The sequence below is a fragment of the Accumulibacter sp. genome (assembly GCF_029255145.1).
Lineage (GTDB): Bacteria > Pseudomonadota > Gammaproteobacteria > Burkholderiales > Rhodocyclaceae > Accumulibacter.
The window spans coordinates 50523-72326 of sequence record NZ_JAPUVQ010000026.1 but is presented as its reverse complement, the minus strand read 5'-3'; the positions used below and the strand labels follow the sequence as shown (position 1 = coordinate 72326).

At 67.8% G+C, this 21804-nt stretch carries 38 protein-coding genes; 1 reads left to right on the top strand and 37 read right to left on the bottom strand.

Features of this window, described 5'->3' with window-relative positions; all coding sequences use genetic code 11:
• Positions 1-43: 43 nt before the first annotated feature.
• Positions 44-448 (bottom strand): hypothetical protein, encoded by a 405-nt coding sequence (locus Q1L50_RS02420; protein ID WP_300335632.1) that lies wholly within the window; start codon positions 446-448, stop codon positions 44-46.
• A gap of 79 nt (positions 449-527) precedes the next feature.
• Complete coding sequence (locus tag Q1L50_RS02415; protein WP_300335630.1) at positions 528-1670, bottom strand: phage protease; 1143 nt, start codon at positions 1668-1670, stop codon at positions 528-530.
• A 113-nt stretch (positions 1671-1783) separates the two neighbouring features.
• Here Q1L50_RS02415 and Q1L50_RS02410 point away from each other — a divergent pair, with 113 nt between their 5' ends.
• Positions 1784-1987, top strand: a complete 204-nt coding sequence (locus tag Q1L50_RS02410; protein ID WP_300335628.1) for a hypothetical protein — start codon at positions 1784-1786, stop codon at positions 1985-1987.
• 83 nt (positions 1988-2070) lie between these two features.
• Here the strand turns inward: Q1L50_RS02410 and Q1L50_RS02405 are convergent, their stop codons facing one another.
• From Q1L50_RS02405 to Q1L50_RS02235, 35 genes are all read right to left on the bottom strand, one after another.
• A complete protein-coding gene (locus tag Q1L50_RS02405; RefSeq protein ID WP_300335626.1) occupies positions 2071-2367 on the bottom strand; it encodes a hypothetical protein in 297 nt (98 codons plus the stop codon).
• Positions 2357-2548 (bottom strand): hypothetical protein, encoded by a 192-nt coding sequence (locus tag Q1L50_RS02400; RefSeq protein WP_300335624.1) that lies wholly within the window; start codon positions 2546-2548, stop codon positions 2357-2359. The genes Q1L50_RS02405 and Q1L50_RS02400 overlap by 11 nt, the downstream gene beginning before the upstream one ends.
• Before the next feature lie 66 nt (positions 2549-2614).
• Positions 2615-2830 carry a hypothetical protein gene (locus Q1L50_RS02395; RefSeq protein ID WP_300335622.1) on the bottom strand — a complete coding sequence of 72 codons (216 nt, stop codon included), beginning with the start codon at positions 2828-2830 and terminating at the stop codon, positions 2615-2617.
• 508 nt (positions 2831-3338) lie between these two features.
• Positions 3339-4607 (bottom strand): phage minor head protein, encoded by a 1269-nt coding sequence (locus Q1L50_RS02390; RefSeq protein ID WP_300335621.1) that lies wholly within the window; start codon positions 4605-4607, stop codon positions 3339-3341.
• Entirely contained in the window at positions 4604-4933 is a 330-nt protein-coding gene (locus Q1L50_RS02385) for a hypothetical protein (RefSeq protein WP_300335620.1), read from the bottom strand. Before Q1L50_RS02385 ends, Q1L50_RS02390 begins: the two co-directional genes overlap by 4 nt.
• Complete coding sequence (locus Q1L50_RS02380; RefSeq protein ID WP_300335619.1) at positions 4930-6585, bottom strand: DUF935 domain-containing protein; 1656 nt, start codon at positions 6583-6585, stop codon at positions 4930-4932. Before Q1L50_RS02380 ends, Q1L50_RS02385 begins: the two co-directional genes overlap by 4 nt.
• Positions 6585-8123, bottom strand: a complete 1539-nt coding sequence (locus Q1L50_RS02375; protein WP_300335617.1) for a terminase family protein — start codon at positions 8121-8123, stop codon at positions 6585-6587. Before Q1L50_RS02375 ends, Q1L50_RS02380 begins: the two co-directional genes overlap by 1 nt.
• The gene (locus tag Q1L50_RS02370; protein WP_300335615.1) at positions 8120-8734 is read right to left on the bottom strand and encodes a DUF1804 family protein; all 615 of its coding nucleotides are present in this window, start codon (positions 8732-8734) and stop codon (positions 8120-8122) included. Before Q1L50_RS02370 ends, Q1L50_RS02375 begins: the two co-directional genes overlap by 4 nt.
• A 25-nt stretch (positions 8735-8759) precedes the next feature.
• Positions 8760-9008, bottom strand: coding sequence for a hypothetical protein (locus tag Q1L50_RS02365; RefSeq protein ID WP_300335613.1), 249 nt, complete (start codon positions 9006-9008; stop codon positions 8760-8762).
• Positions 9005-9370: a hypothetical protein gene (locus Q1L50_RS02360; protein ID WP_300335612.1), complete on the bottom strand. Its 366-nt coding sequence runs from the start codon at positions 9368-9370 to the stop codon at positions 9005-9007. The genes Q1L50_RS02365 and Q1L50_RS02360 overlap by 4 nt, the downstream gene beginning before the upstream one ends.
• Complete coding sequence (locus tag Q1L50_RS02355; RefSeq protein WP_300335611.1) at positions 9370-9600, bottom strand: TraR/DksA C4-type zinc finger protein; 231 nt, start codon at positions 9598-9600, stop codon at positions 9370-9372. Before Q1L50_RS02355 ends, Q1L50_RS02360 begins: the two co-directional genes overlap by 1 nt.
• A 7-nt stretch (positions 9601-9607) precedes the next feature.
• Positions 9608-9916: a hypothetical protein gene (locus Q1L50_RS02350; RefSeq protein ID WP_300335610.1), complete on the bottom strand. Its 309-nt coding sequence runs from the start codon at positions 9914-9916 to the stop codon at positions 9608-9610.
• Positions 9916-11310, bottom strand: coding sequence for a hypothetical protein (locus Q1L50_RS02345; protein WP_300335608.1), 1395 nt, complete (start codon positions 11308-11310; stop codon positions 9916-9918). Before Q1L50_RS02345 ends, Q1L50_RS02350 begins: the two co-directional genes overlap by 1 nt.
• Positions 11310-11618 carry a hypothetical protein gene (locus tag Q1L50_RS02340; RefSeq protein WP_300335607.1) on the bottom strand — a complete coding sequence of 103 codons (309 nt, stop codon included), beginning with the start codon at positions 11616-11618 and terminating at the stop codon, positions 11310-11312. The genes Q1L50_RS02345 and Q1L50_RS02340 overlap by 1 nt, the downstream gene beginning before the upstream one ends.
• A gap of 74 nt (positions 11619-11692) precedes the next feature.
• Positions 11693-12244, bottom strand: a complete 552-nt coding sequence (locus Q1L50_RS02335; protein ID WP_300335605.1) for a hypothetical protein — start codon at positions 12242-12244, stop codon at positions 11693-11695.
• An 18-nt stretch (positions 12245-12262) separates the two neighbouring features.
• A complete protein-coding gene (locus Q1L50_RS02330) occupies positions 12263-12703 on the bottom strand; it encodes a hypothetical protein (RefSeq protein WP_300335604.1) in 441 nt (146 codons plus the stop codon).
• Complete coding sequence (locus Q1L50_RS02325) at positions 12703-13230, bottom strand: hypothetical protein (protein WP_300335602.1); 528 nt, start codon at positions 13228-13230, stop codon at positions 12703-12705. Before Q1L50_RS02325 ends, Q1L50_RS02330 begins: the two co-directional genes overlap by 1 nt.
• 257 nt (positions 13231-13487) lie before the next feature.
• Entirely contained in the window at positions 13488-14081 is a 594-nt protein-coding gene (locus Q1L50_RS02320; RefSeq protein ID WP_300335601.1) for a Rha family transcriptional regulator, read from the bottom strand.
• A gap of 1 nt (position 14082) precedes the next feature.
• Positions 14083-14316, bottom strand: a complete 234-nt coding sequence (locus Q1L50_RS02315) for a hypothetical protein (protein ID WP_300335599.1) — start codon at positions 14314-14316, stop codon at positions 14083-14085.
• Positions 14317-14597: 281 nt separating this feature from the next.
• Complete coding sequence (locus Q1L50_RS02310; protein WP_300335597.1) at positions 14598-15050, bottom strand: Mor transcription activator family protein; 453 nt, start codon at positions 15048-15050, stop codon at positions 14598-14600.
• Entirely contained in the window at positions 15047-15577 is a 531-nt protein-coding gene (locus Q1L50_RS02305; RefSeq protein WP_300335596.1) for a lysozyme, read from the bottom strand. The genes Q1L50_RS02310 and Q1L50_RS02305 overlap by 4 nt, the downstream gene beginning before the upstream one ends.
• 11 nt (positions 15578-15588) lie before the next feature.
• Complete coding sequence (locus tag Q1L50_RS02300; RefSeq protein ID WP_300335595.1) at positions 15589-15822, bottom strand: hypothetical protein; 234 nt, start codon at positions 15820-15822, stop codon at positions 15589-15591.
• Positions 15823-15888: 66 nt separating this feature from the next.
• Positions 15889-16176, bottom strand: a complete 288-nt coding sequence (locus Q1L50_RS02295) for an HU family DNA-binding protein (RefSeq protein ID WP_300335594.1) — start codon at positions 16174-16176, stop codon at positions 15889-15891.
• A gap of 12 nt (positions 16177-16188) precedes the next feature.
• Complete coding sequence (locus Q1L50_RS02290) at positions 16189-16443, bottom strand: hypothetical protein (RefSeq protein ID WP_300335592.1); 255 nt, start codon at positions 16441-16443, stop codon at positions 16189-16191.
• Positions 16440-17057, bottom strand: a complete 618-nt coding sequence (locus Q1L50_RS02285) for a DUF3164 family protein (protein ID WP_300335591.1) — start codon at positions 17055-17057, stop codon at positions 16440-16442. Before Q1L50_RS02285 ends, Q1L50_RS02290 begins: the two co-directional genes overlap by 4 nt.
• Positions 17058-17143: 86 nt before the next feature.
• Entirely contained in the window at positions 17144-17302 is a 159-nt protein-coding gene (locus Q1L50_RS02280; protein WP_300335590.1) for a hypothetical protein, read from the bottom strand.
• A gap of 10 nt (positions 17303-17312) precedes the next feature.
• The gene (locus Q1L50_RS02275) at positions 17313-17657 is read right to left on the bottom strand and encodes a hypothetical protein (RefSeq protein ID WP_300335589.1); all 345 of its coding nucleotides are present in this window, start codon (positions 17655-17657) and stop codon (positions 17313-17315) included.
• Positions 17654-17881: a hypothetical protein gene (locus Q1L50_RS02270; protein ID WP_300335588.1), complete on the bottom strand. Its 228-nt coding sequence runs from the start codon at positions 17879-17881 to the stop codon at positions 17654-17656. Before Q1L50_RS02270 ends, Q1L50_RS02275 begins: the two co-directional genes overlap by 4 nt.
• Positions 17878-18300 carry a hypothetical protein gene (locus Q1L50_RS02265; RefSeq protein WP_300335586.1) on the bottom strand — a complete coding sequence of 141 codons (423 nt, stop codon included), beginning with the start codon at positions 18298-18300 and terminating at the stop codon, positions 17878-17880. Before Q1L50_RS02265 ends, Q1L50_RS02270 begins: the two co-directional genes overlap by 4 nt.
• The gene (locus Q1L50_RS02260; protein WP_300335585.1) at positions 18297-18806 is read right to left on the bottom strand and encodes a phage protein GemA/Gp16 family protein; all 510 of its coding nucleotides are present in this window, start codon (positions 18804-18806) and stop codon (positions 18297-18299) included. Before Q1L50_RS02260 ends, Q1L50_RS02265 begins: the two co-directional genes overlap by 4 nt.
• On the bottom strand, positions 18803-19120 hold the full coding sequence (locus tag Q1L50_RS02255; protein WP_300335583.1) for a hypothetical protein: 318 nt from the start codon (positions 19118-19120) through the stop codon (positions 18803-18805). Before Q1L50_RS02255 ends, Q1L50_RS02260 begins: the two co-directional genes overlap by 4 nt.
• Positions 19117-19998 (bottom strand): hypothetical protein, encoded by an 882-nt coding sequence (locus Q1L50_RS02250; protein ID WP_300335581.1) that lies wholly within the window; start codon positions 19996-19998, stop codon positions 19117-19119. Before Q1L50_RS02250 ends, Q1L50_RS02255 begins: the two co-directional genes overlap by 4 nt.
• Positions 19995-20363 carry a LacI family transcriptional regulator gene (locus tag Q1L50_RS02245; protein WP_300335580.1) on the bottom strand — a complete coding sequence of 123 codons (369 nt, stop codon included), beginning with the start codon at positions 20361-20363 and terminating at the stop codon, positions 19995-19997. Before Q1L50_RS02245 ends, Q1L50_RS02250 begins: the two co-directional genes overlap by 4 nt.
• Positions 20360-21007: a hypothetical protein gene (locus Q1L50_RS02240; RefSeq protein ID WP_300335578.1), complete on the bottom strand. Its 648-nt coding sequence runs from the start codon at positions 21005-21007 to the stop codon at positions 20360-20362. Before Q1L50_RS02240 ends, Q1L50_RS02245 begins: the two co-directional genes overlap by 4 nt.
• Entirely contained in the window at positions 21007-21765 is a 759-nt protein-coding gene (locus Q1L50_RS02235) for an ATP-binding protein (RefSeq protein WP_300335576.1), read from the bottom strand. Before Q1L50_RS02235 ends, Q1L50_RS02240 begins: the two co-directional genes overlap by 1 nt.
• Between the last annotated feature and the right edge of the window lie 39 nt (positions 21766-21804).

Here is a 21804-nt window from a genome sequence, read left to right as displayed (position 1 = left end):
GACTGGGATTGCGGGACTGGGATTGCGGGGGACTAGGCTTGGCTTACTCGACCCACACGCCGTCGGCGTCGATCTGAATGACCTTGCCGGCGATCGATCGAGTGGAACCGCCACTGGTCTTGGCCACGGTCTGGTCGTCGACGATGTAGCAGGTCTTGCCGAGATCCGCCTGCACGACCAGGTCAGCGCCGTGGTTCGCCCACTTGAACGCCTTCCTGCGGCTGACCAGCACGCTCTTGGCGCCGTTGGCGCCGGGGTTGTTGTTCACCGACTGCTCGGCGCGCCCGAGGTACTGCAGGGTGGTCGCCACCGACCCCGGCGCGGCGTAGCCGGAGGCGTTGGCGGCGACCAGCGATCCGGCGTAGATCACGGTGTTGGTCGCGACAAGAACGGCGAGCAGCTCACCGTCCATGGCGGGGGTGTTGCGATCGGCAGCAAGTGCGGTCATGGGTCAGTTCCGTTCAGTTCAGGGGTTGAAGGTCAGGAAAAAGTCAGGGAAGCAGTCAGGGAAGCGGTCAGGGAAGCGGTCAGGCGACTTTCCTGGTCGTCAGGTAATCCTCGGTCTTGACGCCCAGCAGCTGGCAGACCTTGGCTTCGTCGGCACTCAGGGCCGCCATGCCCGCCGCACCGGCGTTGCTGCCGCCGGTCTGCGTCGTTCCCGGCACGATCACCACCGGCATCGCGGCCAGGTAATTCGAGAGCGCGGCCAGATCGCGGGTGCCCAGATCGCGCGCCCAGGTTTCCAGAGCGGGGGTCAGTTTGCCGGCGGCCTTGCTGGCCTCGATCACCTGCTCGAGCGCGCCGGCTTGAAGCTTGGCGTTCGCCGCCGCCAGCTGGCCCTGGAGCTTGCCGTACTCGCCCTGCAAGGCGGCCAGGGTGCCGACGGGGACGAACTTCGCCGGGTCCGGGGCGAGGGCCTGGGCGGTCAGCGCCACGACGCTGGCCTTGATCGTCTGGATGGCGGTCAGCGCCGCGGCCAGCGCAGCCGTTTCGTCGCTGGTTTCGTCGACGCCGAGCGCGACCAGGAGCTTCTTGAGGGTTTCATTCACGGGCGGGTTCTCCGGGGTGGGTGGTTGGGGGGCGAGCAGGTACCGCGCCGCCAGTGCGGCAAGGTCGGTCAGGCCGTCGATGGCCGGGTCGTTGGTCAGGCTGGCGCCGAGCAGGCGCAGCACGCGGCCGGACTCCGGGTCGTAGGAAATCAGCGGCGAAATGTAGCGGTACTCGCGCGCGGCGATCTGCCGGCGGGCGGTGTCGGTCCAGTCGATGCCGACTGCCCACAGGCCGTCGCCGGGGCGCCATTCGAGTACCGCGTACCAGCCGGCGGCGGGCGCCTGCTGGCCGCTGCGCTTGGCGTGCAGGGTGGCGTGCTCGTAGTCGATGTAGCCGTCGCGCTGCTGCGCGGCCATTTCGGCGACCAGGCGCAGGCCATCCGCGTCCGTCATCAGCCAGGCCGGCACGTCGGTGGGCCGACCGTCCCACGCGTGGAACGCGCCGGCCGGAATCAGGCGGACATCGGCAGGGACCGGGCCGCTGGCGAGCTCGCTGCGCAGGGCAGCGACGGCCGGGAGTGGGCCGCTGCGGGCCAGAGCGGCCAACCCTGCGGACAGGGCGCCGCTCTGGCCCAGCGTGATGCGGGAGGCAGTATTCGAGAGGGGAAGGAAACGCGACATGAAGCGCATTGTCCGGCCCCGACCCGCGCTACACTGGTCTGAAGCGCTTCACGACCTTCGCAACCCACGCGCGCGCGACAATCCGGATCACCCATCCATGATCGGAGGCAGGAATGAGTTTGGACAAGGCTATCCGGAGCGGCCGCGAGCATCGCAAGAGCTACGAGAAACGCGGCAAGCCGGGGCGCTTCGCCGCCTCCTGCCGGCCGCACGGTGGCGGCCACAAATACCCCTGTCCGTGGTGCCAGCGCGCCCGCCTGCTGCACGCGCTCCGCGAAGCGATCGCCGTGCGCGAGCAGCTGCGCGAATGGCGCTGACCCGAAGGGCAAACGTTCCCGGGGTCTGCCCCGGTTTTCCCCGCTACGGTTTCTTGCGGCCAGCCCAACCTACGCGCTACGCGCTAGAGCCAGTGGAAGCCCTTGGCGATGAGGCCGGCCAGGCCGATGGCAAGGGCGATCATGGCGCCAAATAGCAGGCGAAAGTTCATCTCGTCGGCCTTGCGTAGATCCTTGAGGTCGGTGCGAATATCGGAAATGTCGCGCTCGATGTGGGCGACAGAGGCCTCCATGCGGGCCACGCGCGGCTCAAGGCCAGACGGAGGATCGCCGCCGCCCCGGCGGGCATGCAGCCGCCCGTCGCGCACCTGGCGCTCTACCTCAGAGAGGCGGGAATCTAAACTGACCGGATCAGGAGGCATCGTTCAAAAGCTTCACGGCGTTTTCGAGATGCGCCGTCACCTGTTCGGCCATCGGCTTCATGGCCTGGTGCAGCGGTTCATTTGACACGCTGAAGCCGACCATCAACACCAGCCGCAACAAGGAAGATTGCGACTGGATCAATTCGCCAAGAACGGCAGCGGTTTTGTCATCCATGGCCAAAGTATAGGATCTCCGGCGCCGAACGGCAATCTTGGCGGTGTTCGCTTTCCGGGGTCAGGCCCGGCATTACCGGCGGTACGGATCGGTGAGCTGTCCCGACTCATCGATGAGCCCGGCCCGGCGCAGAAAGTCGGCGGCGCTTTGTTTCGAGTCGCGGATTTCCCGACCAAACGCCTTGATGTCTGCACGGCGTTGGTCCGGCGTCAATAGGCGCTCCGTTCTGCCTGACAGGGCGGTGGTCGTCTCCTTCAGCGCGACGCTTGGATCCAATCGGTGCTTCATGGGTGAGGCCCTCCATTACGCCAGCGACGGCTTCGTTTGACCACGGTGGGCGTGCAAAAAGCCGCGTCAAAGGCGGCCTTGCTCTGGACCACACGTTATCACAACCCGTTCCCGCGTCAATGAGCCCGCGTTAAATTTCGCTCGATCCGCCAGGCGCTGCGGCGGATCGAGCACCGCCTGAGCAAAATGGAGCGGCCGGCGGGGATTGAAGCACAGCGGGATCCACCGGCAAACCGCGAATGCCTCTAGTTCAAAAGTTGTAACCCGTTTAACGCGGGTGTTTTTCGTGGGGAATACCTGAGGCTGCCCGGACACGTCCGGCGCCTTAAATCGCGATTCTGAGCCCCGGCCCCGTGCCGGGGTTTTTTTCGCCGGGGTGGTGTTCTATACTGACTGTGCTGCGACCGGCGCGAGGGTCTGGAAAAGCGTCGTCAGATATCGTAGGGCTTCGGGCCTGACGGTCATGCGGGGGTGCCTGGTTCGACCAGGAGGGCGTCCCGCCCGCCGGTTACAGCGATCCTTCCAGCAGCGTAAACGCCTGGCCGGTGAGGTTGGCCCGCTCGACCACTTGCGCACTGCGCACCGCATTGGTGTACGCCTCGCCCTTCAGCCGGAAGTTCGGCCGAACGGCCACCCGCACATAGCGCTCGTCACCGATCCGCCAGACATACAGCAGCGCTTCCCGGCCCGGCGTGGCGTCGTGGATCACGGCGTCCGGCTGCGCCAGGCGTTCCGGCAGCCCATAGACCCACTCGCGCGGTACCGCCTTTTCGGCCTTGCGCTCCGCGGCGAAGAGGTGGCTGATCTCGCGCTGCTCGACCGACACCCCGGCGCTTTCCAGCGGCATGCCGGCGCGGCCGAGCGCGGCGAGCGTCGGCGGCGACACGGCGCCGATCACGCGCCGGCCGCCCAGGCCCTTGGCGCCACCGCCTTCGACGGCGTTGACCCAGGCGGTGTAGTCCTGCATCAGCGCCGGCAGGCTCTCCGCCGCGCTGGCGAAGGCGGCGGCGCCCAGGCCAGCGGGGGCGCGTTCGACGCGCTCGGCCAGGTGTTTGCCGAGGCTGCCCAGCCGCCCGCCCGGCGGGTAGTGGAACGCCGGGTCCACGCCGGCCGGAACGCGCTGCGTCTCGCCGCTGCGCGCATTCGTGTAGTCGTTCCAGGTCTCCGCGGGCGCGGTGTCGACAGCCTTGCCCAGGCGTTTGAGCTGCCGCTCGCCGAGCTGGATGACGCGGCACTTGCAGCCCCAGGCCTTGACCGGCAGGTGGCGCTGCCACCAGGGGTCATCGACGGGCAGCACCAGGCCATCCCAGGCGACGTGCTCGGGGCGCTCGTGGGCGCTGGGGACATGGTCGTAGAGCAGGTACGGCAGCGTCGCCTTGGCCGACTGGATGCGCTGCCACTGCCCTTCGGCGTGCGCCGTGCGCAGGTTGGTGTCGTAGATCACTTTCAGGCGGCGCGGGCTGCCGAGCTGGGCGAGCACCTTCTCGCCGGTCTGGGGGTCGATGATTTCCTGCTTGCCCCACCAGCCGCGCCGGACCAGGTTGGGGCGCAGAGTGTCGATGAAGGTCTGCAGGGTGGTGCCGTTGGCCAGGGCGGCGTCGACTTCGGCGCGGATGTCGACCAGCAGGTCGAGGCTCATGGCCTTGGCCACGGTAAAGGCGGCCTGGTGCTGCTGCTGCCAGACGTCGAGATACGAGAAGCCGATCCGGTAGCCCTTCTGGCGGAAGTAGTTGACGGCCTCCGCGGGGGGCAGGAGCTTGAGGGCGAGGTCAATCATGCGCTGGGCATCAACTTCGGCATGAACGACAGATCCATGAAACACTCGCCGAAGCTGATCGCCAATGTCCATCTCTTCCGGCCATGATGTGTGGTATCGGGGTCACCCACTCGCTGTACTGAAAACGTCTCGGTAATCGCCGTCACCACCACGTCCGGTTCACTCGGCTCGGCGACCCACGGAATGCAAATCAGGTCGAAATCGCGTTGCAGGCTCCCATGTACCGCTAGAGCGTAGCCATGCTCCCGTACCAGGGTGGCCAGTTCCGGGTACATGCCACAGTACAGCGGCGCGAATCCGGTCGACGGCGAGATTCTCTCGGTCATTGGCCCCCCGGCACCGCCCGCCCGGCGACGTAGGCGCTGAACAGGCCACGGGCGAGCAGCTCGGCGACGGCCTGGGCGTCCATCTGGGCGATCGCCTCGGGCAGGCGGTCGCGGAATTCTTCGAGGGTGCTGACCTGGTGGGCCAGATCATCGATCGGGGTGAGCAGGCCGTCGACGGTCGGCTGCCAGTCGTCGCCCATCCGCTCGGCGAGCTCTTCCAGGGCGTCGCGCTCGGCGGCGGCGCGGGCCGCCGCGGCGAGTGCGGCGAGCGCGGCAGGGCTCTTCTTGCCGGGATCGGGCGCGGCGTCGTCGGCGCGCAGCGCCTGGCCCGGCCTGGCCGGCGGCCGCGGCGGTTGGCCGGCGCCGGCGGTCTGCGGGTCGGCGGCCGCCGGCGCGGCGCTGGCGAGCGTCTCTTCGCCTTCGGCGGCCTCGGGGATGCGCAGCTTTTCGTGCACCCAGGCGACCGGGATCTTCTTCATGCCGACGCCCACCAGCTTGGGCAGGCTCTCGGCGTAGGCGGCGAGGTCCTCGGCTTCGCCGGTGTCGAACACCAGGCGCGGGCAGCGAGCCAGGCTGTCGATGCCGCCGCGGTTGAGGGCGATCAACGGATAGAGCAGGTCGCGGGTGATGGTGCCCTCGATCTGGCGCGCGTCGGCCTTGAGGATGTCGTGCCGCACCTCGTCATGCAGATCGGCATTGCCGCTGCCGATGCCGGTGGCCTTGGCCTCGGCGCTCATGGTCTGACCGAGGATCGCCTTCGACTGGCTGCGCTCGGCCCAATCGACCATCGCCAGGTGCGGCGAGGTGGCGCCGCTGGCGGTGACGCTCTGGATCTCCAGTTCCATCTCGGCCGGCATGATCGCGCGCGCGTCGTGGCCGAGGGCGGTGACCGCGCGCAGCAGGCTGGCCTTCTCGTCATCGGTGGCGCCGGAGAAATACTTGCCGGTGATCATCGGCAGGCCGAAGGTTTCGAGGAATTCGGCGAAGTCGCCAATGGCGAACGTCTTGTACAAAAACGGCCAGACCAGTACGCGATGCAGGCCCATGCGGCCGAGGTAGCCGGTCTTGGCCTTGCCGTAGGTGTGCAGCACCCAGCCGAACGGCTGCAGCGGCGCCCCGTCGGCCGAGTCGTCGCGCAGGCGCAGCGCGCGGCGCGCGGTATCCAGGCGAAACCATTCCTGCGGCCGGGGATGAAACGCGGGCAGCAGCTCGCGGCCGTTCTTGAGCCATTCGAGCTCGACCGGCGCGAAGCCGTGGCCAACGCCATCCATCAGGGCCACCAGCAGCTCCTCGAAGGGGTCGGCGGCGTCGGTCAGCACTTCGGTGAGCCATTCGGCGTGGGCCTTCTCGGCCGCGCTCGGCTGGCGCGGCGCCTCGATCGTCCAGTCGAGGCACAGCGGCGCGCGCCGGCGCTTGCCGAGCTCGGCATAGAGGTGCGCGTCGCGCTCTTCCATGTCGGCGAACAGCCGGTGCTGTGCCCAGAGGTCGCCGTCGTCGGCGGCGCGCAGCAGGCTCGCCACCCGCCGGGGGCCGAGGCCGTCGAGCTGGCCGTCCAGGTATTGGTTCTGCAGCGTGGCCACGCGTGCCGTCTGCGGCTCGCGCAGGGCGCCCTGGTCGATGGGCCGGCCGTATTGGTCGACGAGTTTGGGCATCAGAACATTCTCCTCGAGGGGTTCCGGGTGTCGCGGTCGTCGTCCCGGCGGCCGCGCTTGGGCACCGACTCGAAGCCGCTGGTCACGGCGGTGGCGTCGCTGCGGCTGGCGGCGTAGGCCAGCAGGTAGGCGACGCCGGCGTCGCCGTGGCGCTGGCTGCCGTCCTGGCCTTTGCTGCGGCTATCGGGCAACAGCGGGATGCCCTTGACGACCTGGAAGGCGCGCAGGTCGTCAAGGTGGTCGGCGTCGCGCACCAGCTCGATGGTGGCATCTTCGAGCCCCGCCTTGAAGGGCGCGGTGTGGTCGCGATACCAGGCCAGCGAGAGCATCACCGCCTCGATGCGCGCGGCGCCCCACTTCTGCACCGCCTTCTCGGCCAGATACTGGCCATTGCCGCGCGCGTCGAGCTTGCCGGCCGACAGCCGCGGCAGGCCGTCGCCGATGGTGTAGAGCGCCTCGCGTTGCTGGTCGAACGGGCAGTTCGACAACTCCAGCGCGAACGGAAAGCGACGCCGCAGCGCCTGGATGATCTGGTAGGGCAGCAGCACCGAGAGGTCGCCGCTGCGCCCGAAGTCCATGCCGAAGCCGCTGCGCAGCGAGGGGTCGAGCGTGGCCAGGAGCGGCCGCGCGTGGGTGTCGAGCCAGTCGCGCATCTCGGCGCTGCGCAGGTGCTCGGGCCACAGCGCGTAGTCCTTGGCCGGCGGCTTCCAGCGCAGCACTGGGGCGTCGACCATGCGCGCTTCGATCAGCGCCCGCGACAGCCAGGCGCCGCCGCTGTTGCTCGGCACGCAGTCCAGCTCCTCCTCGGCGTCGCCGCCATACTGGTCGTAGATCCCCCGCACCCAGGCGGCCTGGCCCGCGGCACTCGGCGGCTGGCCGGTGCGCAGGCAGACGCGCTCGTAGAGGCCGGCGTCGACGGCATCCTGGAAGGTCACCCGGTGCAGCGCATACGGCTTCTTGCCGGCGCGGATGTCCTGGCAGAGCGCGTTGAACGGGTTGTCCACGCCGTTGTGCGTCGAAATCACATGCACTTGGCCGCCCCAGATCAGCAGCGCCAGCGCGGCCTTGAGCAGCTCTTGCTGGTCGTTGTGGAAGGCGTACTCGTCGAGGATCACCCGTCCCTGCTTGCCGCGCAGGTTGCGCGGCGCCGAGGACAGCGCCTCGATCCGCCAGCCGGACTGAAAGCGCAGGGTATAGATGAAGATCGACTTCTTCTCTTCGCCTTCCTGCCAGACTTCCTCGGCCTCGGAGATTTCGTCGGCGGCCAGCGTGTAGGCCTTGGCGAATTCGGCGCAGTCGCGAATGAACTCCTGCGCCATCTCCTTCATGTAGCCGATGTAGAAGGCGTTCATGCCGGACTGGCGGGCGGCGAGCAGCGCGGTATCGGCGGCTTCTCCCCACGACAGGCCGATCCGGCGGCTTTTCTCGATCACCTTGACCGACGCGGCATCCTTCACCCAGCGCTGCTGGTAGGGCAGCAGCGCCATCGGCGTGCGGGCTTCGCGCAACGCGGCCGGGTCGTGAATGGGCGGGATCATTTAACGCCGAGGAGCCGCATGCGAATCTGCTCCGCGGAGTCGTCGGAGAGGCCGCCCGAGCGGGTGGTATCGACGGCGCCGGCCGCTCGGGCGCGGGCGCGCAATTCTTCCAGCTGCGCCGCGATCGGCAGCTGGCGCGCGGCCGCAAACGGTTCGAGCAGGTCGGCCAGCACGATCCCGCGTGCTGGCGCCGTGTCGCCGGTCCAGTGGGCCAGCGCCTTGAGCGTGTCGGCAGCGACCGCGGCCGCGCTGATCTCGGGCATGAAGCTCTTGGCCGCAGCGCGCAGCTTGGCGATGGTGTCGCCGAGCGTGGCCATCGCCTTGACGCCCTCGAAGGGGTCTGCGGCATCGGCGGTTTTTTCGAGCAGCGCTTCGCAGCGCATCAGGCCGGCGGCGATGATCCGGCCCAGGGCTTGCTCGATGCCGCCGCCGGCGACGATCAGCGAGGCGGCGCGGAACTTGTCCCAGTCGTCGGCGGCATCGCGCGCGGCGCGGTACCAGTTGCGCGCCGTGCCGGCCGGCACGCCGACCTTCTCGGCGGCCTGCTCGAGCGGCAGGCCGCCGATGTAGGCGGCGCGCAGCTGCATGCGCAGTTCGGGGCTATGGGCCATCAGGGCACTGCCTTCCGCCGTGGGCTCATGGCATCTGCCGGCGACCGGCGACCACGTCGCGGCCCTCTTCGGTGAGCATGGCGATCTGGTAGCGGTACTGGATCAGGCCGACGTCGTCCAGCCAGATGAGGTCGGTGCAGACACGGGCGAGCGTGGCTACGATGCCGTGCACCCGCTCCAGGTCGTCCCGCAGGTCGCGCGGGTTGCAGGTGCCGTCGTGAAACAGCAGGCTCGCCAGCAGGCTGCTGGCGCGTTTCTTGTCGAGCGCGGTCATCGGTGTGCCCCTTCGTGTGCGGCTCCCAAGCCGTTGCTGACCATGGTGTTCATCATCATGCGGATGACGTCGCTCTGCATCTTGGTCTCGCCGACCAGCTGATTGACGGTGCTGGCCAGCTTGTTGATCGACTCGTAGAGCATCCCCACGTCGCGGTGGGTCGGCTGCGCGCGCAGGGTGACCTCGAGGCCGGCCAGGCGCTCGGCGTGCTGCTCGTACTTCCGGACCAGGTCGTCTTCCATGGCGCTCAGGCGGTCGTTGGTAACCTTGTTCTGGTTGACGATGTACATGTATGCCGCCAGCCCCCAGGTCAGCCCGAAGTTGGCCAGTCCGAGGCCGAGCATGATTGTCTGTTGGTCCATCAGTATCCTTTGCTTTGGAGGGCGTGTTCGAGGTCCGCCTGGCACTCGACGCAGGTCTGGACGCCAGGCAGCGCCTGGCGGCGGGATTCGGGTATCGGCTGCTCGCAGACGGCGCAGGACGCGGCCGAAACGGCGGCCCGGCCGGCCCTGGCGCGGCGCTCGCGAGCCGCCAGGGCGTCGTCGCGCAGCTCCTGTTCGCGTTCGGTGGCGCGGTCGAAAATGTCGCTCATGCGTCGCTCATGCGGTGCGCACCGGCAGCGTCGCCGTCAGCACCAGCACCCGGCCAGTCGGCGACAGCGTCGCCTGGCAGCGCAGCAGGTAGGCCGCGCCATCGACGCCGCCGTGCACCGCGTGCAGGACCGCGGCGCCGGATACCGTCGGCGAGCCGGCGAGGACGTCGCCCGGGTTGGGGTCGCTGCCGCTGAGCAGCGACGACGAGACCGGCGGCGCGGCGGCGATGGTTTCGCCGGGATCGACCTCCGAGGCGAAGTCGAAAGTCACCACCAGCACCTCGGCCTGGTCCTTGGCGGGAAACGCGGTGCGCATCAGTAGCGGGCCTCATACGAGCGCCGCGCCCTGGCCGAGAGGTAAGCGCGGCGCGGCCGGCGGGCGATGTACCGCGCGTCGCTGGCCAACACCGCGACGCCAGCGAGGGTCAGATTCGCCGTACCGCCGGCGATCGCCCCGCCAGACGCCGCGAGCTGGACGCTGACCCACAGCGCGCCAGCGCCCATCGCCTGAACGAAACCGGCGGCGCTGACCGCCACCGACACGGTGAGCGCGCCGGAACCCGAGGCGTCGGCGTTGCCGGATCCGCTGATGGCGCCGACCGGACCGCCCGAGAGGGTGCCCGAACCACCGGCAACCGCAGCGCCGGCGCCGGCCAGCTGGACGTTGACCACCAGCGCGCCTGAGCCGCTGGCCTGCGCGGCGCCGTCGGCCAGCGCCGTCAGCGCTGCCGCCAGGGTGGCGTTGCCGGAAGCTTGCGCGGCGCCGGCGCCGGCCAGCAGCACGCTGGCCGACAGCCCGGCCGAACCGGCCGCTTCCGCCAGGCCGCTGGCGCTGATCTGCACCGTCGCGGTGCCGTTCGCCGCGCCGCCGGCGACCGAGAAGCCGGTCGCCGACAGGGATACGGCGGCGGCCGCGTTGGCGGCACCGCCGGCAACCGCGACGCCGACGCCCGCCAGCGCGATGTCGGCCCACAGCGCGCCCGAGCCGGAGGCGATGGCGCCGCCGGAGGCGGCGCCGGCGAGGTCGGATGATCCGCCACCGAACCAGATCACAGGCGGCTGTGATCTGAAGATCGCGGCCGGATTGGCCGACAGATAGCGCATATCGGCATCCGAAACATCGCCGAGAGCCGCTACCAGATAGGCTCTGGTAGCAGTCGAAGCGCCATACCACAGCAGATCCGGGGACACATAAAGGGTCGTGGCCGAATTGGCACTGGTTTGTACCGCCGCGCCGTTGAACGACGCGGCCAGACCCACTCCCGGACGCCAGCGAACGATGCCGACGTAGTCGCTATCGTACGCAATGGTCGGTCCGGTAATGGCGATATTCGTATTACCGGCAACCGTGGCTCTGGCCTCCAATACGCCGTTTGTACAGTAGATCCGCGGCGTCCCGTAGCCATCGACCGCGCTCGAAATGCCGTGCCGGCACTGCCCAGCTGCCGCCTGGGCTACGACCAGAAAGGAGACAGCTTCGCCATTGACCACCCCGGACGGAATGCTGACTGCGTACGAGCCGGAGTTTTGCGAGCTTCTGAGGCCCAGCTTGTCCGCAGCTCTGGAGAAGCTCGGGTGGACCACAAAGGTCGATTTCTTGATCAGATCCAGGTAGCCCGAGCCGATATTGATGCACGCCCGGACGCCATAGCGCGGATCAAGGTCCGCAATGTCCTGCGGCAGCAAGCGGTTGTCGGACGGCAGGAACATCAGGAAACGCTGCTCAGTTCGCTGAAGTGGGCCTCGACCGTCACCGCCTGCCCGGTGTTGCCGGTGAATTCGACTTCCAGTTGCATTACGGCGGACGACACATTGAGACTGTATTCGCCGACGGTGTTCGAGGCCGTGCCGTTACCGACGGAAAGAAGGGTTTTCCAGTCCGATCCAGCAGCCGCCGCTGCCGGCTGAGTGGCGTTATGCGCTATCAGCACATTGGCACTGCACTGCAGCGTCGGGCCGGTGGCGCCGTTGGTCATCTTGAGGGTCAAGATGCCGCCAAAGGCCGTCAGCAACTCCAACCGTCCCCGCGTCGTTCCACCAGCGGAGTTGCTGGTGGAGGCGACGATACTACGGGCAGTCTTGGTCGCCGTAGTCACAGCAGCCAGTCTCCGGCGTCCGACCAGGCCAGGCGGCGGATGGTCAGTTCATCGATCGGCGCCTCGATCACCAGCAACCCAGGGGTTGCGTCGGTCCCGGTGCCGGTCGCGAAAACCTTCTCGAACCAGGTCGAGGGGCGTTTGCACTGCGTGTAAACCAACGCCCTGACCGCCAGGGCGGCAGATGTTCCGACCCAGGTGGCGTCGATCCCGGCCCGGATGGTTGGCTTCGAGCAGTCGAACGATCCCAGCCGGCTCATCCAGTCCCAAATCCGCGCCTTGCCGGCCGACAGGTTGTCCACCTGTGTCCAGTCCATGCCCGAGCGCATGACCTCGTCGACGCTGACGGTCGTTTTCCAGACGACAAAGGCGCTGGCCGTGTTCAGGTAATCGGCGATCGCCTGCGTGTCTCGGGTCGCCTTCTGAGGCGCGAGATTGGCATCGGCAATGATGGCCGACTTGAGAGCGGCGGTCTGCGCAGGGGTCAGGTCGACGGCGTGCGCGCACGTGGCAAGAGCCCAAACCAGCAGGGCAAAGAGAAATTTCATGGCTGTAGTCCTCATCAATTAAAGTGCATAGGTGCCGTCGTCGTTCCAGATCGCGCGGCGCACGTCCAGCTCGGACACCGGGTCAGGCTCGACGGCCAGCGCTTTGAGCTTCTCCGCTTCGTCGACGCCCAGCACCCCGCCCGTGGCCATCTGGTCCAGCAGTAGCTGCGTAGACGGGTGGCCGATGTCGATCCCCTGGCCGGGAGCCAACCAGCTGGTGGCGCGCCGCACGACGCTGGCCAGCGAACTGGCGGACTGCGCGAACGCCTCGATCTTTTGCAGCACGGCGTCGGCCGCTATCGGCCCGTCGGCGTAACCCGCCAGAACATCGCGCTCGGTAATCAGGCGCGATGCGAGGCGAATACGGCCGACGTTCAGGGCGTCGGTAATCGCCTGGCTGTCGCGCCCGGCAATCAGCTCAGGCGACACGCGCGCCTGGATCTCGTCGCGCAGGCTCATCAGTTGTCGATCTGGAAGGTCAACGCGGCGGCCGGGAAGCTGACCGTGAAGCCGGCGCCGGTGACGTTCAGCGCCGCCGTCAGGTTGATGCAGATCCAGCGGTTGCCGGCGGTCGAGGCGTCGGTCCAGCCGGCCGACTGGACGTTGCCCCAGGAAGCGGTCGAGGTGGACCAGGCGATGGTGCCATTGTTGCTGGTGGTGCCGCCGGTACCGCTCGAAGCGCTGGTGCTGCCGGCCGACTGGCTGCCGGCCCAGTTGGCCAGCGAGGCGGTGACCGCCTGGCGGCCGTAGCCGGTGCCGGAGGTCGACACCTCGGTACCGGACCCGGCATCGCTGCAGGTGTCGGTGTAGAGGGCGAGGTACCAGGTGGCCGGGGCGCCGAGCGACTGGCCGCGGATCAAGGCATCGAGGGACTTGTTCTCGGCGTAGTCGGTGAGCGCGGCAGCCTGCGCCAGGCCGCCGAAGGCGAGCATGGCAGCAAGCAGCAGGGCCTGGAGAGTGGTGCGGATGGTGCGGATGAGGGGCATGGTGGTCGGGCCTCCGGTGGCGGTTGATGGGTCGCTGCGGGCGCTTTTGGGCGCTTTTGGGCGCTTTTGGGTTATCACAGCGTTTGCCGAGTCTATGCGCGCGCGGGAGGTCGGGCTGGTCTGAAGCGCTTCAGCTCGCCCATAAAAAAACCCCGCCGGGGGCGAAGGCGGGGTTTCGCGAAGCACCGCTTCGCGGCGCCGTAGCCGGCCCGCGATGCAGCGCGGGCCGTGGAAGGGCTGGAAGGAGGAGAACGGGGCTATTTGACCGCAGTCAGGGCTCTGATGGTCGCGGGCGAGTGAACTTCGCCCTCTGAACGGTCATGATGACCTTGCAGGCGGGGTTTGGTCATCGCTTCGATGTCCGCCGGCTGGCAATGGATCTCTGCCTCGGCCAACCGCTTGTCGAGCACGCTGAGTTCGGCGCGTAGATCGCTCAGGCTGTCGCGGGTTTCGAGATAGCCGGCGAGCGTCAGCACCGGCGGAATGGCAATGCCGATCGTCCGGCGATGGTGCCATTGCGCCTCCATCGCGTTGAAGCGTTCGATGTAGGCCAGATTGAAGGGCATCGCCGTCAACCCCGTGAAGCCCATGGCCAGCAGTGTGAAGCCGTCGCGGGTCATTTCCAGCATCCGCCGAAACTTTCCCTGTTCATCGGTATAGGAGGACTCCTCAAAATTGAGGAGCATAAATTCTTCAGGCACTTGCGGACGGATGTCGCGAATAGCACGCAGCACATGGCAGTGCTGCTTGTGGAAATGCTCGGCCACCTTCAGGCTGGTGGTGAACACCCGGTCCCCATCGCGGCTAAACAGCCTGCTTTCAGGGAATAAATCAGGGTGCAGGGTCTTCATGTCAAGCTCCTTGCGATTGCGATTCGAGGATTTCGGCATCGGCTACGAGGCGGGCGACGAGGATGGCGACGACGTCCATCAGGTCGAGGGCGATCGTTTCGGCGGCGCGACGGTCGGCCAGCGCGCTGCCGGACAGCGCGAGGTTGGCGGCGACCGCGATCGAACTGATCCGGGCGGCTTGCAGGGTGAGGGGTTCGCGGATGGGCGCCGCGGGCGCGGGGGTGGGATGAGGCATGGTGAGCTCCATATCGTGCGGATGTGAACCGCCTTCCCGCTTGCATTCGGGAGGGCGACCGTGTTGGGTTTGCAAGACCGGGATATGGAACCGGCAGGCCCGAAGACCTCCCCACACGGCCGCCCAAAACTTGGACGCCATGCGACGGACGTAAAAAAACCGCTGTGGGCGGCTGTCCGCCATATCTCCGGGCTTGCATTCCCGCATCGCTGATGTGCAGCGACCGCGGAACTGTAAGCCCGGCATTGCTGGATTGTCAACAGGGTGGCCATGGCTCCGGCTCACGCCTCGAACAGCGCCAGCTGCCGCGCCTGCCCCGGCGCCAGGCCAGCGACCGAGTCGCCGGGGCTGCGCTTGATGATGGTGCGGATCCGGCGATCGGTGAGCTGGTGGTCGGCGACGAGCTGGGCGACCGGGGTGCCGGCGCCGTAGGCGGCGATGATCCGGCGATCGCGCTCGTCGCGCATGGCGGCAACGCAGCGGGCGATGGTCAGCTTTGCGCCGGGGTAGTTCCAGATCAGCGCTTCGGTGGCGCTGTCGCCGATTACCGCCACCAGCCGCCGGCGCGCCTTGCTGTTGGGGTTGTCGCCGGTGGGCACGTGCAGGATCTGGCCGCCCCAGACATTGACCAGGGCGAGCGTCGGCGCCAGGCCGATCAGGGCGATCAGCTCGCGCACCGAGGCCGGCAGGTTGTCGGTGGCGCTGGCGTCGGCGTCGGGCGGCGGTTCGGTCATGGCTGCGCCGCGCCGCTGAACAGGGTGCGCTCGGCGTCGCGGCGCAGGCGGGTGGCGTGGCTCGGTGGCTGGCCGAGGACGAGCACGTCGAAGCGGTCGAACTCGGCGGCCGCGGCGTCGCGCCGGCCGCGGTTGATCTCGGCGCGCAGCGGCGAGCGCTCGTAGGCCTTGATGCCGACGTCGAAGACGAGGCTGCAGAGGGCGTCAAATTCGTGCTGGGCGAGGACGACGGGGGTCGTGGCGTTAAGGTAGAGCTGCAGCATCGGCAGGTCTTCACGCCGTAGCAGAGTCTCGGCGAAGGCTCTGTCGATCGGCGGATTGACGAGCACGATGCCCCAGTCGCGGATGCGGTGGCCGTAGCCGATGGCGTGGTAGCCCTTGCGGTGCAGGTAGGGCTCCGGGTGGAAGCATTCGAACCAGCGGATGATCCACAGCCCGGCCTCGCCGATGGTCAGCCGGTTGGGCGGCGTTGGGCGAGCCGGGTCGGTGGGCTGGTCGGTGCGGCGGCGGGCGGGCGAGGTGGTCATGATGGCGAGGCTCAGCGTTGGCCGCGGCGGCCGATGGTCGGCCGGCCGACGGGGTTGAGGACGGCTTTGAGGGTGTCGAGATACGCTTCGAGGGCGACTTCGCAGATGCAGCCGGGCCAGATCAGGTAGGCGAGCGTGACGTTGGCCAGCGCCCGGGCGGGCGTTTGCTTGGTCAGCGGGTAGATCAGGCGCAGCTGGCGCGGGGTCAGCGGGAGCTTTTGCGGCGGCGGGCGGTGGGTGGGCATGGGAGACTCCGGGTGGTGGGTGGCCGGCCATGGCGCGCTGCGGCCCGCCATGGCCGGCCTGGCTGTTCAGCGCTTGCCGGCGACTTCGTCGCGAAAGCGCTTGGCGGGGGAGAACTTGGCGACGCGCCCGCCAGGCAGGCTGATCTCTTCGCCGGTGGCGGGGTTGCGGCCGAGCCGCGGCAGGCGCCGGCGGGGGCTGAACTTGCCGAAGCCGGGCACGGCGACATCTTCTTCGCCGGGCTGGCCGAGGGTGTCGGCGACGACATCGGCGGTGGTTTGGAGGACTTCCTTGACGACCATGCGGCCGATGCCGGAGATATTGGCGACGGCGATGATCAGTTCACTTTGTTTCATGGTGCGGCTCCTTCACAGGTTGAGATAAAGGGTGCATTCGTCGGCGCCGGTGACGCTGGCGTCGCTGCTGGGCGGCTCGGGGGCGGCGGCGATCGCCTGGCCAATCGGGGTGTGGTACCCCCAGTCCCCCGGCGAACCGAAGGCTTTGGCCAACGGCATCCCGTCCACCACGTGGGCCAGTACGCGCAGCAGGGTGGAGGCTTCGCGCAGATCCCGCAGATCGGATGCGTTTTGCCGTATCGCGGCGGCGAGGCGTTTGGTGTTCATGCCGAGACGTCCAGCGCGAGCGGCTGGTACTTGCCGTCGGCGTCGCGTTCGTAGACCCGGAGGTAGTGCTTGCTGCCGGTGACCAGGACGCCCTCGGAGATCGCCTGCATGGCGCGCAGCCAGCGTTCGTCGGCGATCTCCAGGCGACGCAGGGCGAGGACCCGGCCGGTGTTGATGTTGCCTTCCTTGTCGACCGCGAAGGCGTCGTTGATCAGCACCTTGATCTCGGGGCGGCTGCCTTGCGACCAATCCGTGATGCACTCGTCGATCAGCGCCTTGGCGGCCTGCAGGCGCTCGTCGAAGCGCAGGAATTCGGCGACGGCGCGCAGGACCTTGTAGCGGCCGTTGAAGCTGAGGAGCGTGATGTTGCCCTTGTGGCCGCCGATGTGGACCTTGTACTCCTCGGCGCTGAGTTGCACGAAGGCGGCGATGTCGCCGTAGACGGCCTGTTTGAAGTCGGCGATCTGCTTTTGCAGCACCCTGGCCTTGGCGACGATTTCGCCGACCAGCTTGTCGCGCTCGATGTCGATCGGCTTGATGGTCTCGATCGGGCAGAGGCGGCCGGCGGCGTCGCGCATGTAGGGGCTGCTGGGTAGGACGGTGTCAGAACTCATGGGGCTTTCCTTTCGGGCTGGGCGGGTGGATGGGTGGATGGGTGGATGGGTGGATGGGTGGATGGGTGAATGGGTGGAGGGTTGGATCAGTCGAAGAGGTCGCCGGCGATGGCGTCGCAGACCAGGAAGGTGATGGCCCCGCCGGCCATCAGCCAGGGGCCGGTGAGCATCAGCGTGTCGACGAAGAGGCGGCAGCCGCTGATCCAGAGCGCCCACCAGACCAACATCTTGAAGAGCGTGCTCATGGCTGTGCGCTCATCGCGGGTCGAAGGGGTGGGCGCTGTGGCCGTGCTGCTTGCACGAGTAGCACAGCCGGTTGCCGGCATGCGACGAGTGGAAGATCCGGCCGCAGCGCATGCATTTGCGACCGCCCGGCGAACGCGGGCCGGCCGGCGCCGGCAGCGTGCGCTTGGCGGTGGTGGTGGGCGGGTTCGGCTCGACGCGGCCCTCTTCCGCGTCGAGCAGGAAGCACAGGCGGCGGCTGATGCCGGCCTTGTGGCTGCGCAGGAGGATCGCCATGTCGCGCTGGCTCACGCCAGAGCGGTGCCAGGCGAGCATTTGCCGGTCTTCTTCCGGCGTCCAGAGGCGCTTGGCGGTCATCGCCAGACGCTCCGGCGGGCCTTGGCCCAGGCGAGCGGCCAGGGATAGTTGAGGTAGCGCCACATGGCCACGGCGTGCCAGAAGCGCCCCCAGAAGGTAACGCCGAGGCGCAGCAGTTGCCGCGTCAGCCGCCAGCCGAGAACGATCGGCGAGACGAAGAAGTAAGCGGCCAGGAAGAGCGCGATCAGCAGGACGTAGAGGGCGTAGAACAGGGCGCGTTTCATGGCCTGCCCTCCTGCCGCTCTTCTTCCCAGACGATCAGCACGCCGGTGACGGGGTCGCGCGCTTCCCATTGTTCGAAGCGCACGCCGGAGAACTGCCGGTGCCCCTTGCTGTGCATTCCGTCGGCCAGCAGTTGCCGCAGGCGGCCGCTGTCGCGGGCGCCGACCTTGGCACCCTGCAGGGTGCTGCACGAGAAGGCGACGACCTCGATGCGGTGCCGGTCGAGCCAGGCCATGGTGCGTTCGAGCTTGCCGAGCAGCGTCTTGAAGTCCATCTGCAGGCCGTTGGGGCGCAGCCGCCAGACGCCCGCTGGCGGCGTTGCGACCGGCGCGGCCGGCTCGGCCGGCGCTGGCGAACTCGCCTGGGCGGCGGCTGTCGCGACGGGCGCCGGAAGGGGGAAACCGATGACGATGCCGGTCATGGCTGTGCTCCCGGCGGCGTCACGGCGGCGGTCTTGGCGGCGGCCGCGGCCTTGCTGCGCTGGGTGTTGACCAGTGCCGCGACGAGCTTGTGCAACTCCTCGTAGCTCATCATTTCGAGCCGCCTGGCGACGCCACCCGACTGTCGTTTGGCGATGCCTTCGGCGTAGCGGCGGCCGGCGCCGAGTGCCCGGCAGACGGCGAACACCTTGCGCAGCAGCGGCCGCTTCTCGGCGCTGGCTTTGTCGATGAAGGCCCAGTCATTGGCCGCCCTGGCCTTGACCTGGCTGGCGACCAGCGGCGCGAGCTGATCGATGACCTTGCCCAGCGCGGCGAAGTCCAGATCGGCGGCGCTGCGCTTGCCGGTGCGGCCCTGCAGGATGTCGCGGTACTCGTCTTCGCTCCAGCCGGCGTCGCGGCGGAGGCAGTGGATGCGCGCGAGCAACGAGCGGCGGGCGTGGCTCTCGGCGGCGCTGGGCGCGTCTTGCGCGCTGTGCCGGGCGCTCACCACTCCCCCTCTTCGTGCGCCGGGCTGCTCAGGCCATCGGCGGCGAGCGGCTCGATGGCATAGACGCCGTAGGAGCCAGCATCGTCGTGCGACAGCGCCACGTCGTGCATCAGCTGCACGGCCTCGCGCAGGGCGGCCTTGTCGATCGGGTCGGAGAATTCGTTCTTCAAGGTGTCGAGTCGGCAGGCGAAGTCGGCCAGCAGGGCGACCACCGGCCTGGGGGCGGCGCTGGCCCTCGTCCTCGCGAAGATGATGACCGGCTTGCGCTGGCCGGGGTGGCCGTAGTGGCCGGGGTTGATTTGTTCGTTGCTCATAGCTTTGCCTCCGTCAGGACTTTTAAATAGGGGAGCAAGGTCAGGGTGCCGATCATGACGGTGGATATCTCTCCTCTCAACGCATCCAGCATCGAACATGCCTCCGGTAACCCTTCTTCCGGACTCATCTCCACGCGCGCCATTAGTCGCAAGATCTTCTGTCCTGCCGACATTCCGCATCTCTGCAAGCGCCAGCAGAGGGCGTAGAGGTGGCCATCCATCGAATGATCCAGGGGGAGTCCTCTTTGACACTTCGCCGCGATGACACCCATTTGATGGATGTAGGCGTGGTTCCATAAGAAGAAAAAATTCTCCCGGCCAGTCGAGCTGAGCAAGCTGGCCATCATGTCTTTGGCGATTCGCACTTGAACCTGTATGGAGAAATCCGTTTTTATGTGCTCAGGATTAAATCGATCGATGTAAACGGCGGCTATCGAATCGAAAAGCGCCAGATATTCGTCGCGATGAGAAAGGAGTTCGACGAACGTTTCCAACCGCCAAGCCGTCAGCGCCGGGGACCGATTCATCATCTTGTGTCGCCTCAGAACATCGATCCCTTCGCTCTCGTACACATCCACTAGCAACTGGCGCAACACCCTCAGAAAATAAGCAAGGCGCTGCCCCCGCGAAGCGTGGTTGTGTCGCTCCATGTCGCCCTTGGCGAGGCCGCCAACGCGTAGTTCGCAGTCGGTCGCGAACGACTTTTGCGCGGCATAGTGGGCGAGGTAGTGCAGCGCCTCGGCGTCAGGCTTACGCGCCACCTTGAACACTGGCTCGCGGCAAACAGGGCAAACCACCTGGAAGCTCTTGCAATCGGAGTAGTCGATGCGCTCGGCCTCGAGGTACTCCCCGAGAAGGTTTGAATAGCCGGTCTTCATGCGGCCACCTCCGCTTCCCGGCCCGGCCGGTGTTCGCAGGTCTGGCAGCGGCGCCGCAGGTCGAGCGCCGCGGGGTCCCAGGTGGGCACCGGCGCGGCGTTGACCTCGATGCAGAAGGACGCCTGCACGTCGGTACCGAGGTAGGGGCAGTGGTAGCGGTCGAAGACTTCGAGGACGCGCCGCGCGATGTTGCCGGTGCCCGCCGGGTACTTGCCGTTGAGCACCAGTGACAGCGAGGCACGGCCGCAGCCCTCGCCGAGGCGGTCGGCAACGCCCTGGCGGCCGCGCGGATCGGCGGCGACGGCGGCGGTCAGGATGGCGAACCAGCGCTCGGCCATGTAGGCCTGGGAAATTGGCGCGTTCATTCGACCACCCCGCCGATCTCGACCAGGTCGGCCGCGGCGTCGGCGCCTTCGCCCCACACCAGTTGGTGGATGTTGGGGTCGTAGACGGCCTTGAGGCGGGTGATCATCGGCGCGCGCGGCTTCTGGCGGTGGGCGTGGGCGAGCCGCCAGAGAGTCGCCACGCCGCCTTTGCCGAGGCCCTTGCCGGGCTTGATCGCCTCCAGGTATCCGGCCTTGCCGAGCGCGCCGCAGTAGGCGGCGGCGGTGGTGGGTTTGACGCCGGCGAGTTCGGCGAGGAAGTGGTGGGTGAAGCTGTCGAGCGTGGCCATCGCCGACCACATCGCCTCGGTGCCGCGGCCCTGGGTGACCTCGGAGCCGTCGCGGCGCACGCGGGGCGCTTCGACGCCGTTATCCTGGGCGAGCGCGTAGACGTGTTTAACGCGGTTGCGATCCATCTTCACGCCGACATGGGCGACGTAGCCGGCGGCTTCGAGTCCCTTGAGGTAGTCGCGCACCGGCGCTTCCTCGACCTTCGACGAGCGCGAGAGCTGCTCGATGGTGAATTGGTTCGGCTCTTCGGCTTCAAAGCGCCGGATCGCCTCCCACACCCGCTGCCGCTGGCTTTTGCCGCCGGCAAGCTCGTTCACTGCGGGTTGCCGGCTCATCAGCGGACCCTCCGCTTGACGCCGGCCTGCTGCAGCGGGCGATCGCCCCAGCGAGCGAGGTCGCAGCCGTCCCAGCCTTCGGACATGCCGGTGCCGTGGATATGGTTGATGTTGTTATTCACCCGACGCACGCTGCCGCCGGCGATCTTGACCAGGTGCTCCAGCAGGTCGTCGGCAAGGGGGAAATCGGGGTACTTGTGGCGGGCGAGGATGCGCGCGTCGTCGAGGCCAACGGCTTCGGCGTAGAGGGTGTCGAGCACGCGGCCGTCGAATTTCTCCCACTTGGCGAGCTTGGCAGGCATGGCTTCTTCGCCGACCAGGATGATGCTGGCGTGGCTTTTCTCGTAGAGGCTGAAGACCGACATCACCATCGCCTTGTCGACGATGAAGTCGAATTCGTCGATGATCAGCGGCCGGCGCGCCTGCTCGAGCTGTGCGGCAATGGTTTCGATCAGCTCCCAGGTGGCGCCCTTGGGTTGGATGCTGAGCACCTTGCACAGATTGACCAGCAGGCTCTTTTTGGTGACGTAGTCGTCTAGCTGCAGGTAGTAGGCGCGGTGCCGGATGCGCGCCCAGGCGGCGGCAACGGTCTTGCCGTAGCCCGAAGGGCCGCTGACGACGATCATGCCGGGGTCGTTGGGGCCGCGGCCGGAGAGCCGGTAGATGGCCTGCTCTATCACCCCGATGTTGGCCAGCGGCGCGATCTGGCCGCCGCTGGGGGTGCTGCTGTTTTGGCTCGGTGCTGCACTTTGTGTCATGATGCGATCTCCAGTTGAGGGTGGCTTGCCACCCGGTTA

Excerpts from the sequence above, each read along its gene's own strand:
- Q1L50_RS02310 (WP_300335597.1), bottom strand. The coding sequence starts at position 15,050 with ATGACCGAACCGCCGCCCGACGCCGACGCCAGCGCCACCGACAACCTG.
- Q1L50_RS02345 (WP_300335608.1), bottom strand. The coding sequence starts at position 11,310 with ATGTTCCTGCCGTCCGACAACCGCTTGCTGCCGCAGGACATTGCGGAC.
- Q1L50_RS02270 (WP_300335588.1), bottom strand. The coding sequence starts at position 17,881 with ATGAAACGCGCCCTGTTCTACGCCCTCTACGTCCTGCTGATCGCGCTC.
- Q1L50_RS02330 (WP_300335604.1), bottom strand. The coding sequence starts at position 12,703 with ATGAGCCTGCGCGACGAGATCCAGGCGCGCGTGTCGCCTGAGCTGATT.
- Q1L50_RS02290 (WP_300335592.1), bottom strand. The coding sequence starts at position 16,443 with ATGAACACCAAACGCCTCGCCGCCGCGATACGGCAAAACGCATCCGAT.
- Q1L50_RS02405 (WP_300335626.1), bottom strand. The coding sequence starts at position 2,367 with ATGCCTCCTGATCCGGTCAGTTTAGATTCCCGCCTCTCTGAGGTAGAG.
- Q1L50_RS02235 (WP_300335576.1), bottom strand. The coding sequence starts at position 21,765 with ATGACACAAAGTGCAGCACCGAGCCAAAACAGCAGCACCCCCAGCGGC.
- Q1L50_RS02335 (WP_300335605.1), bottom strand. The coding sequence starts at position 12,244 with ATGAAATTTCTCTTTGCCCTGCTGGTTTGGGCTCTTGCCACGTGCGCG.
- Q1L50_RS02390 (WP_300335621.1), bottom strand. The coding sequence starts at position 4,607 with ATGATTGACCTCGCCCTCAAGCTCCTGCCCCCCGCGGAGGCCGTCAAC.
- Q1L50_RS02380 (WP_300335619.1), bottom strand. The coding sequence starts at position 6,585 with ATGCCCAAACTCGTCGACCAATACGGCCGGCCCATCGACCAGGGCGCC.
- Q1L50_RS02240 (WP_300335578.1), bottom strand. The coding sequence starts at position 21,007 with ATGAGCCGGCAACCCGCAGTGAACGAGCTTGCCGGCGGCAAAAGCCAG.
- Q1L50_RS02255 (WP_300335583.1), bottom strand. The coding sequence starts at position 19,120 with ATGAGCAACGAACAAATCAACCCCGGCCACTACGGCCACCCCGGCCAG.
- Q1L50_RS02315 (WP_300335599.1), bottom strand. The coding sequence starts at position 14,316 with ATGCCTCATCCCACCCCCGCGCCCGCGGCGCCCATCCGCGAACCCCTC.
- Q1L50_RS02350 (WP_300335610.1), bottom strand. The coding sequence starts at position 9,916 with ATGCGCACCGCGTTTCCCGCCAAGGACCAGGCCGAGGTGCTGGTGGTG.
- Q1L50_RS02355 (WP_300335611.1), bottom strand. The coding sequence starts at position 9,600 with ATGAGCGACATTTTCGACCGCGCCACCGAACGCGAACAGGAGCTGCGC.
- Q1L50_RS02375 (WP_300335617.1), bottom strand. The coding sequence starts at position 8,123 with ATGATCCCGCCCATTCACGACCCGGCCGCGTTGCGCGAAGCCCGCACG.
- Q1L50_RS02320 (WP_300335601.1), bottom strand. The coding sequence starts at position 14,081 with ATGAAGACCCTGCACCCTGATTTATTCCCTGAAAGCAGGCTGTTTAGC.
- Q1L50_RS02250 (WP_300335581.1), bottom strand. The coding sequence starts at position 19,998 with ATGAAGACCGGCTATTCAAACCTTCTCGGGGAGTACCTCGAGGCCGAG.
- Q1L50_RS02280 (WP_300335590.1), bottom strand. The coding sequence starts at position 17,302 with ATGAGCACGCTCTTCAAGATGTTGGTCTGGTGGGCGCTCTGGATCAGC.
- Q1L50_RS02325 (WP_300335602.1), bottom strand. The coding sequence starts at position 13,230 with ATGCCCCTCATCCGCACCATCCGCACCACTCTCCAGGCCCTGCTGCTT.
- Q1L50_RS02370 (WP_300335615.1), bottom strand. The coding sequence starts at position 8,734 with ATGGCCCATAGCCCCGAACTGCGCATGCAGCTGCGCGCCGCCTACATC.
- Q1L50_RS02420 (WP_300335632.1), bottom strand. The coding sequence starts at position 448 with ATGACCGCACTTGCTGCCGATCGCAACACCCCCGCCATGGACGGTGAG.
- Q1L50_RS02410 (WP_300335628.1), top strand. The coding sequence starts at position 1,784 with ATGAGTTTGGACAAGGCTATCCGGAGCGGCCGCGAGCATCGCAAGAGC.
- Q1L50_RS02365 (WP_300335613.1), bottom strand. The coding sequence starts at position 9,008 with ATGACCGCGCTCGACAAGAAACGCGCCAGCAGCCTGCTGGCGAGCCTG.
- Q1L50_RS02285 (WP_300335591.1), bottom strand. The coding sequence starts at position 17,057 with ATGAGTTCTGACACCGTCCTACCCAGCAGCCCCTACATGCGCGACGCC.
- Q1L50_RS02385 (WP_300335620.1), bottom strand. The coding sequence starts at position 4,933 with ATGACCGAGAGAATCTCGCCGTCGACCGGATTCGCGCCGCTGTACTGT.
- Q1L50_RS02275 (WP_300335589.1), bottom strand. The coding sequence starts at position 17,657 with ATGACCGCCAAGCGCCTCTGGACGCCGGAAGAAGACCGGCAAATGCTC.
- Q1L50_RS02265 (WP_300335586.1), bottom strand. The coding sequence starts at position 18,300 with ATGACCGGCATCGTCATCGGTTTCCCCCTTCCGGCGCCCGTCGCGACA.
- Q1L50_RS02245 (WP_300335580.1), bottom strand. The coding sequence starts at position 20,363 with ATGAACGCGCCAATTTCCCAGGCCTACATGGCCGAGCGCTGGTTCGCC.
- Q1L50_RS02395 (WP_300335622.1), bottom strand. The coding sequence starts at position 2,830 with ATGAAGCACCGATTGGATCCAAGCGTCGCGCTGAAGGAGACGACCACC.
- Q1L50_RS02300 (WP_300335595.1), bottom strand. The coding sequence starts at position 15,822 with ATGCCCACCCACCGCCCGCCGCCGCAAAAGCTCCCGCTGACCCCGCGC.
- Q1L50_RS02295 (WP_300335594.1), bottom strand. The coding sequence starts at position 16,176 with ATGAAACAAAGTGAACTGATCATCGCCGTCGCCAATATCTCCGGCATC.
- Q1L50_RS02360 (WP_300335612.1), bottom strand. The coding sequence starts at position 9,370 with ATGGACCAACAGACAATCATGCTCGGCCTCGGACTGGCCAACTTCGGG.
- Q1L50_RS02305 (WP_300335596.1), bottom strand. The coding sequence starts at position 15,577 with ATGACCACCTCGCCCGCCCGCCGCCGCACCGACCAGCCCACCGACCCG.
- Q1L50_RS02415 (WP_300335630.1), bottom strand. The coding sequence starts at position 1,670 with ATGTCGCGTTTCCTTCCCCTCTCGAATACTGCCTCCCGCATCACGCTG.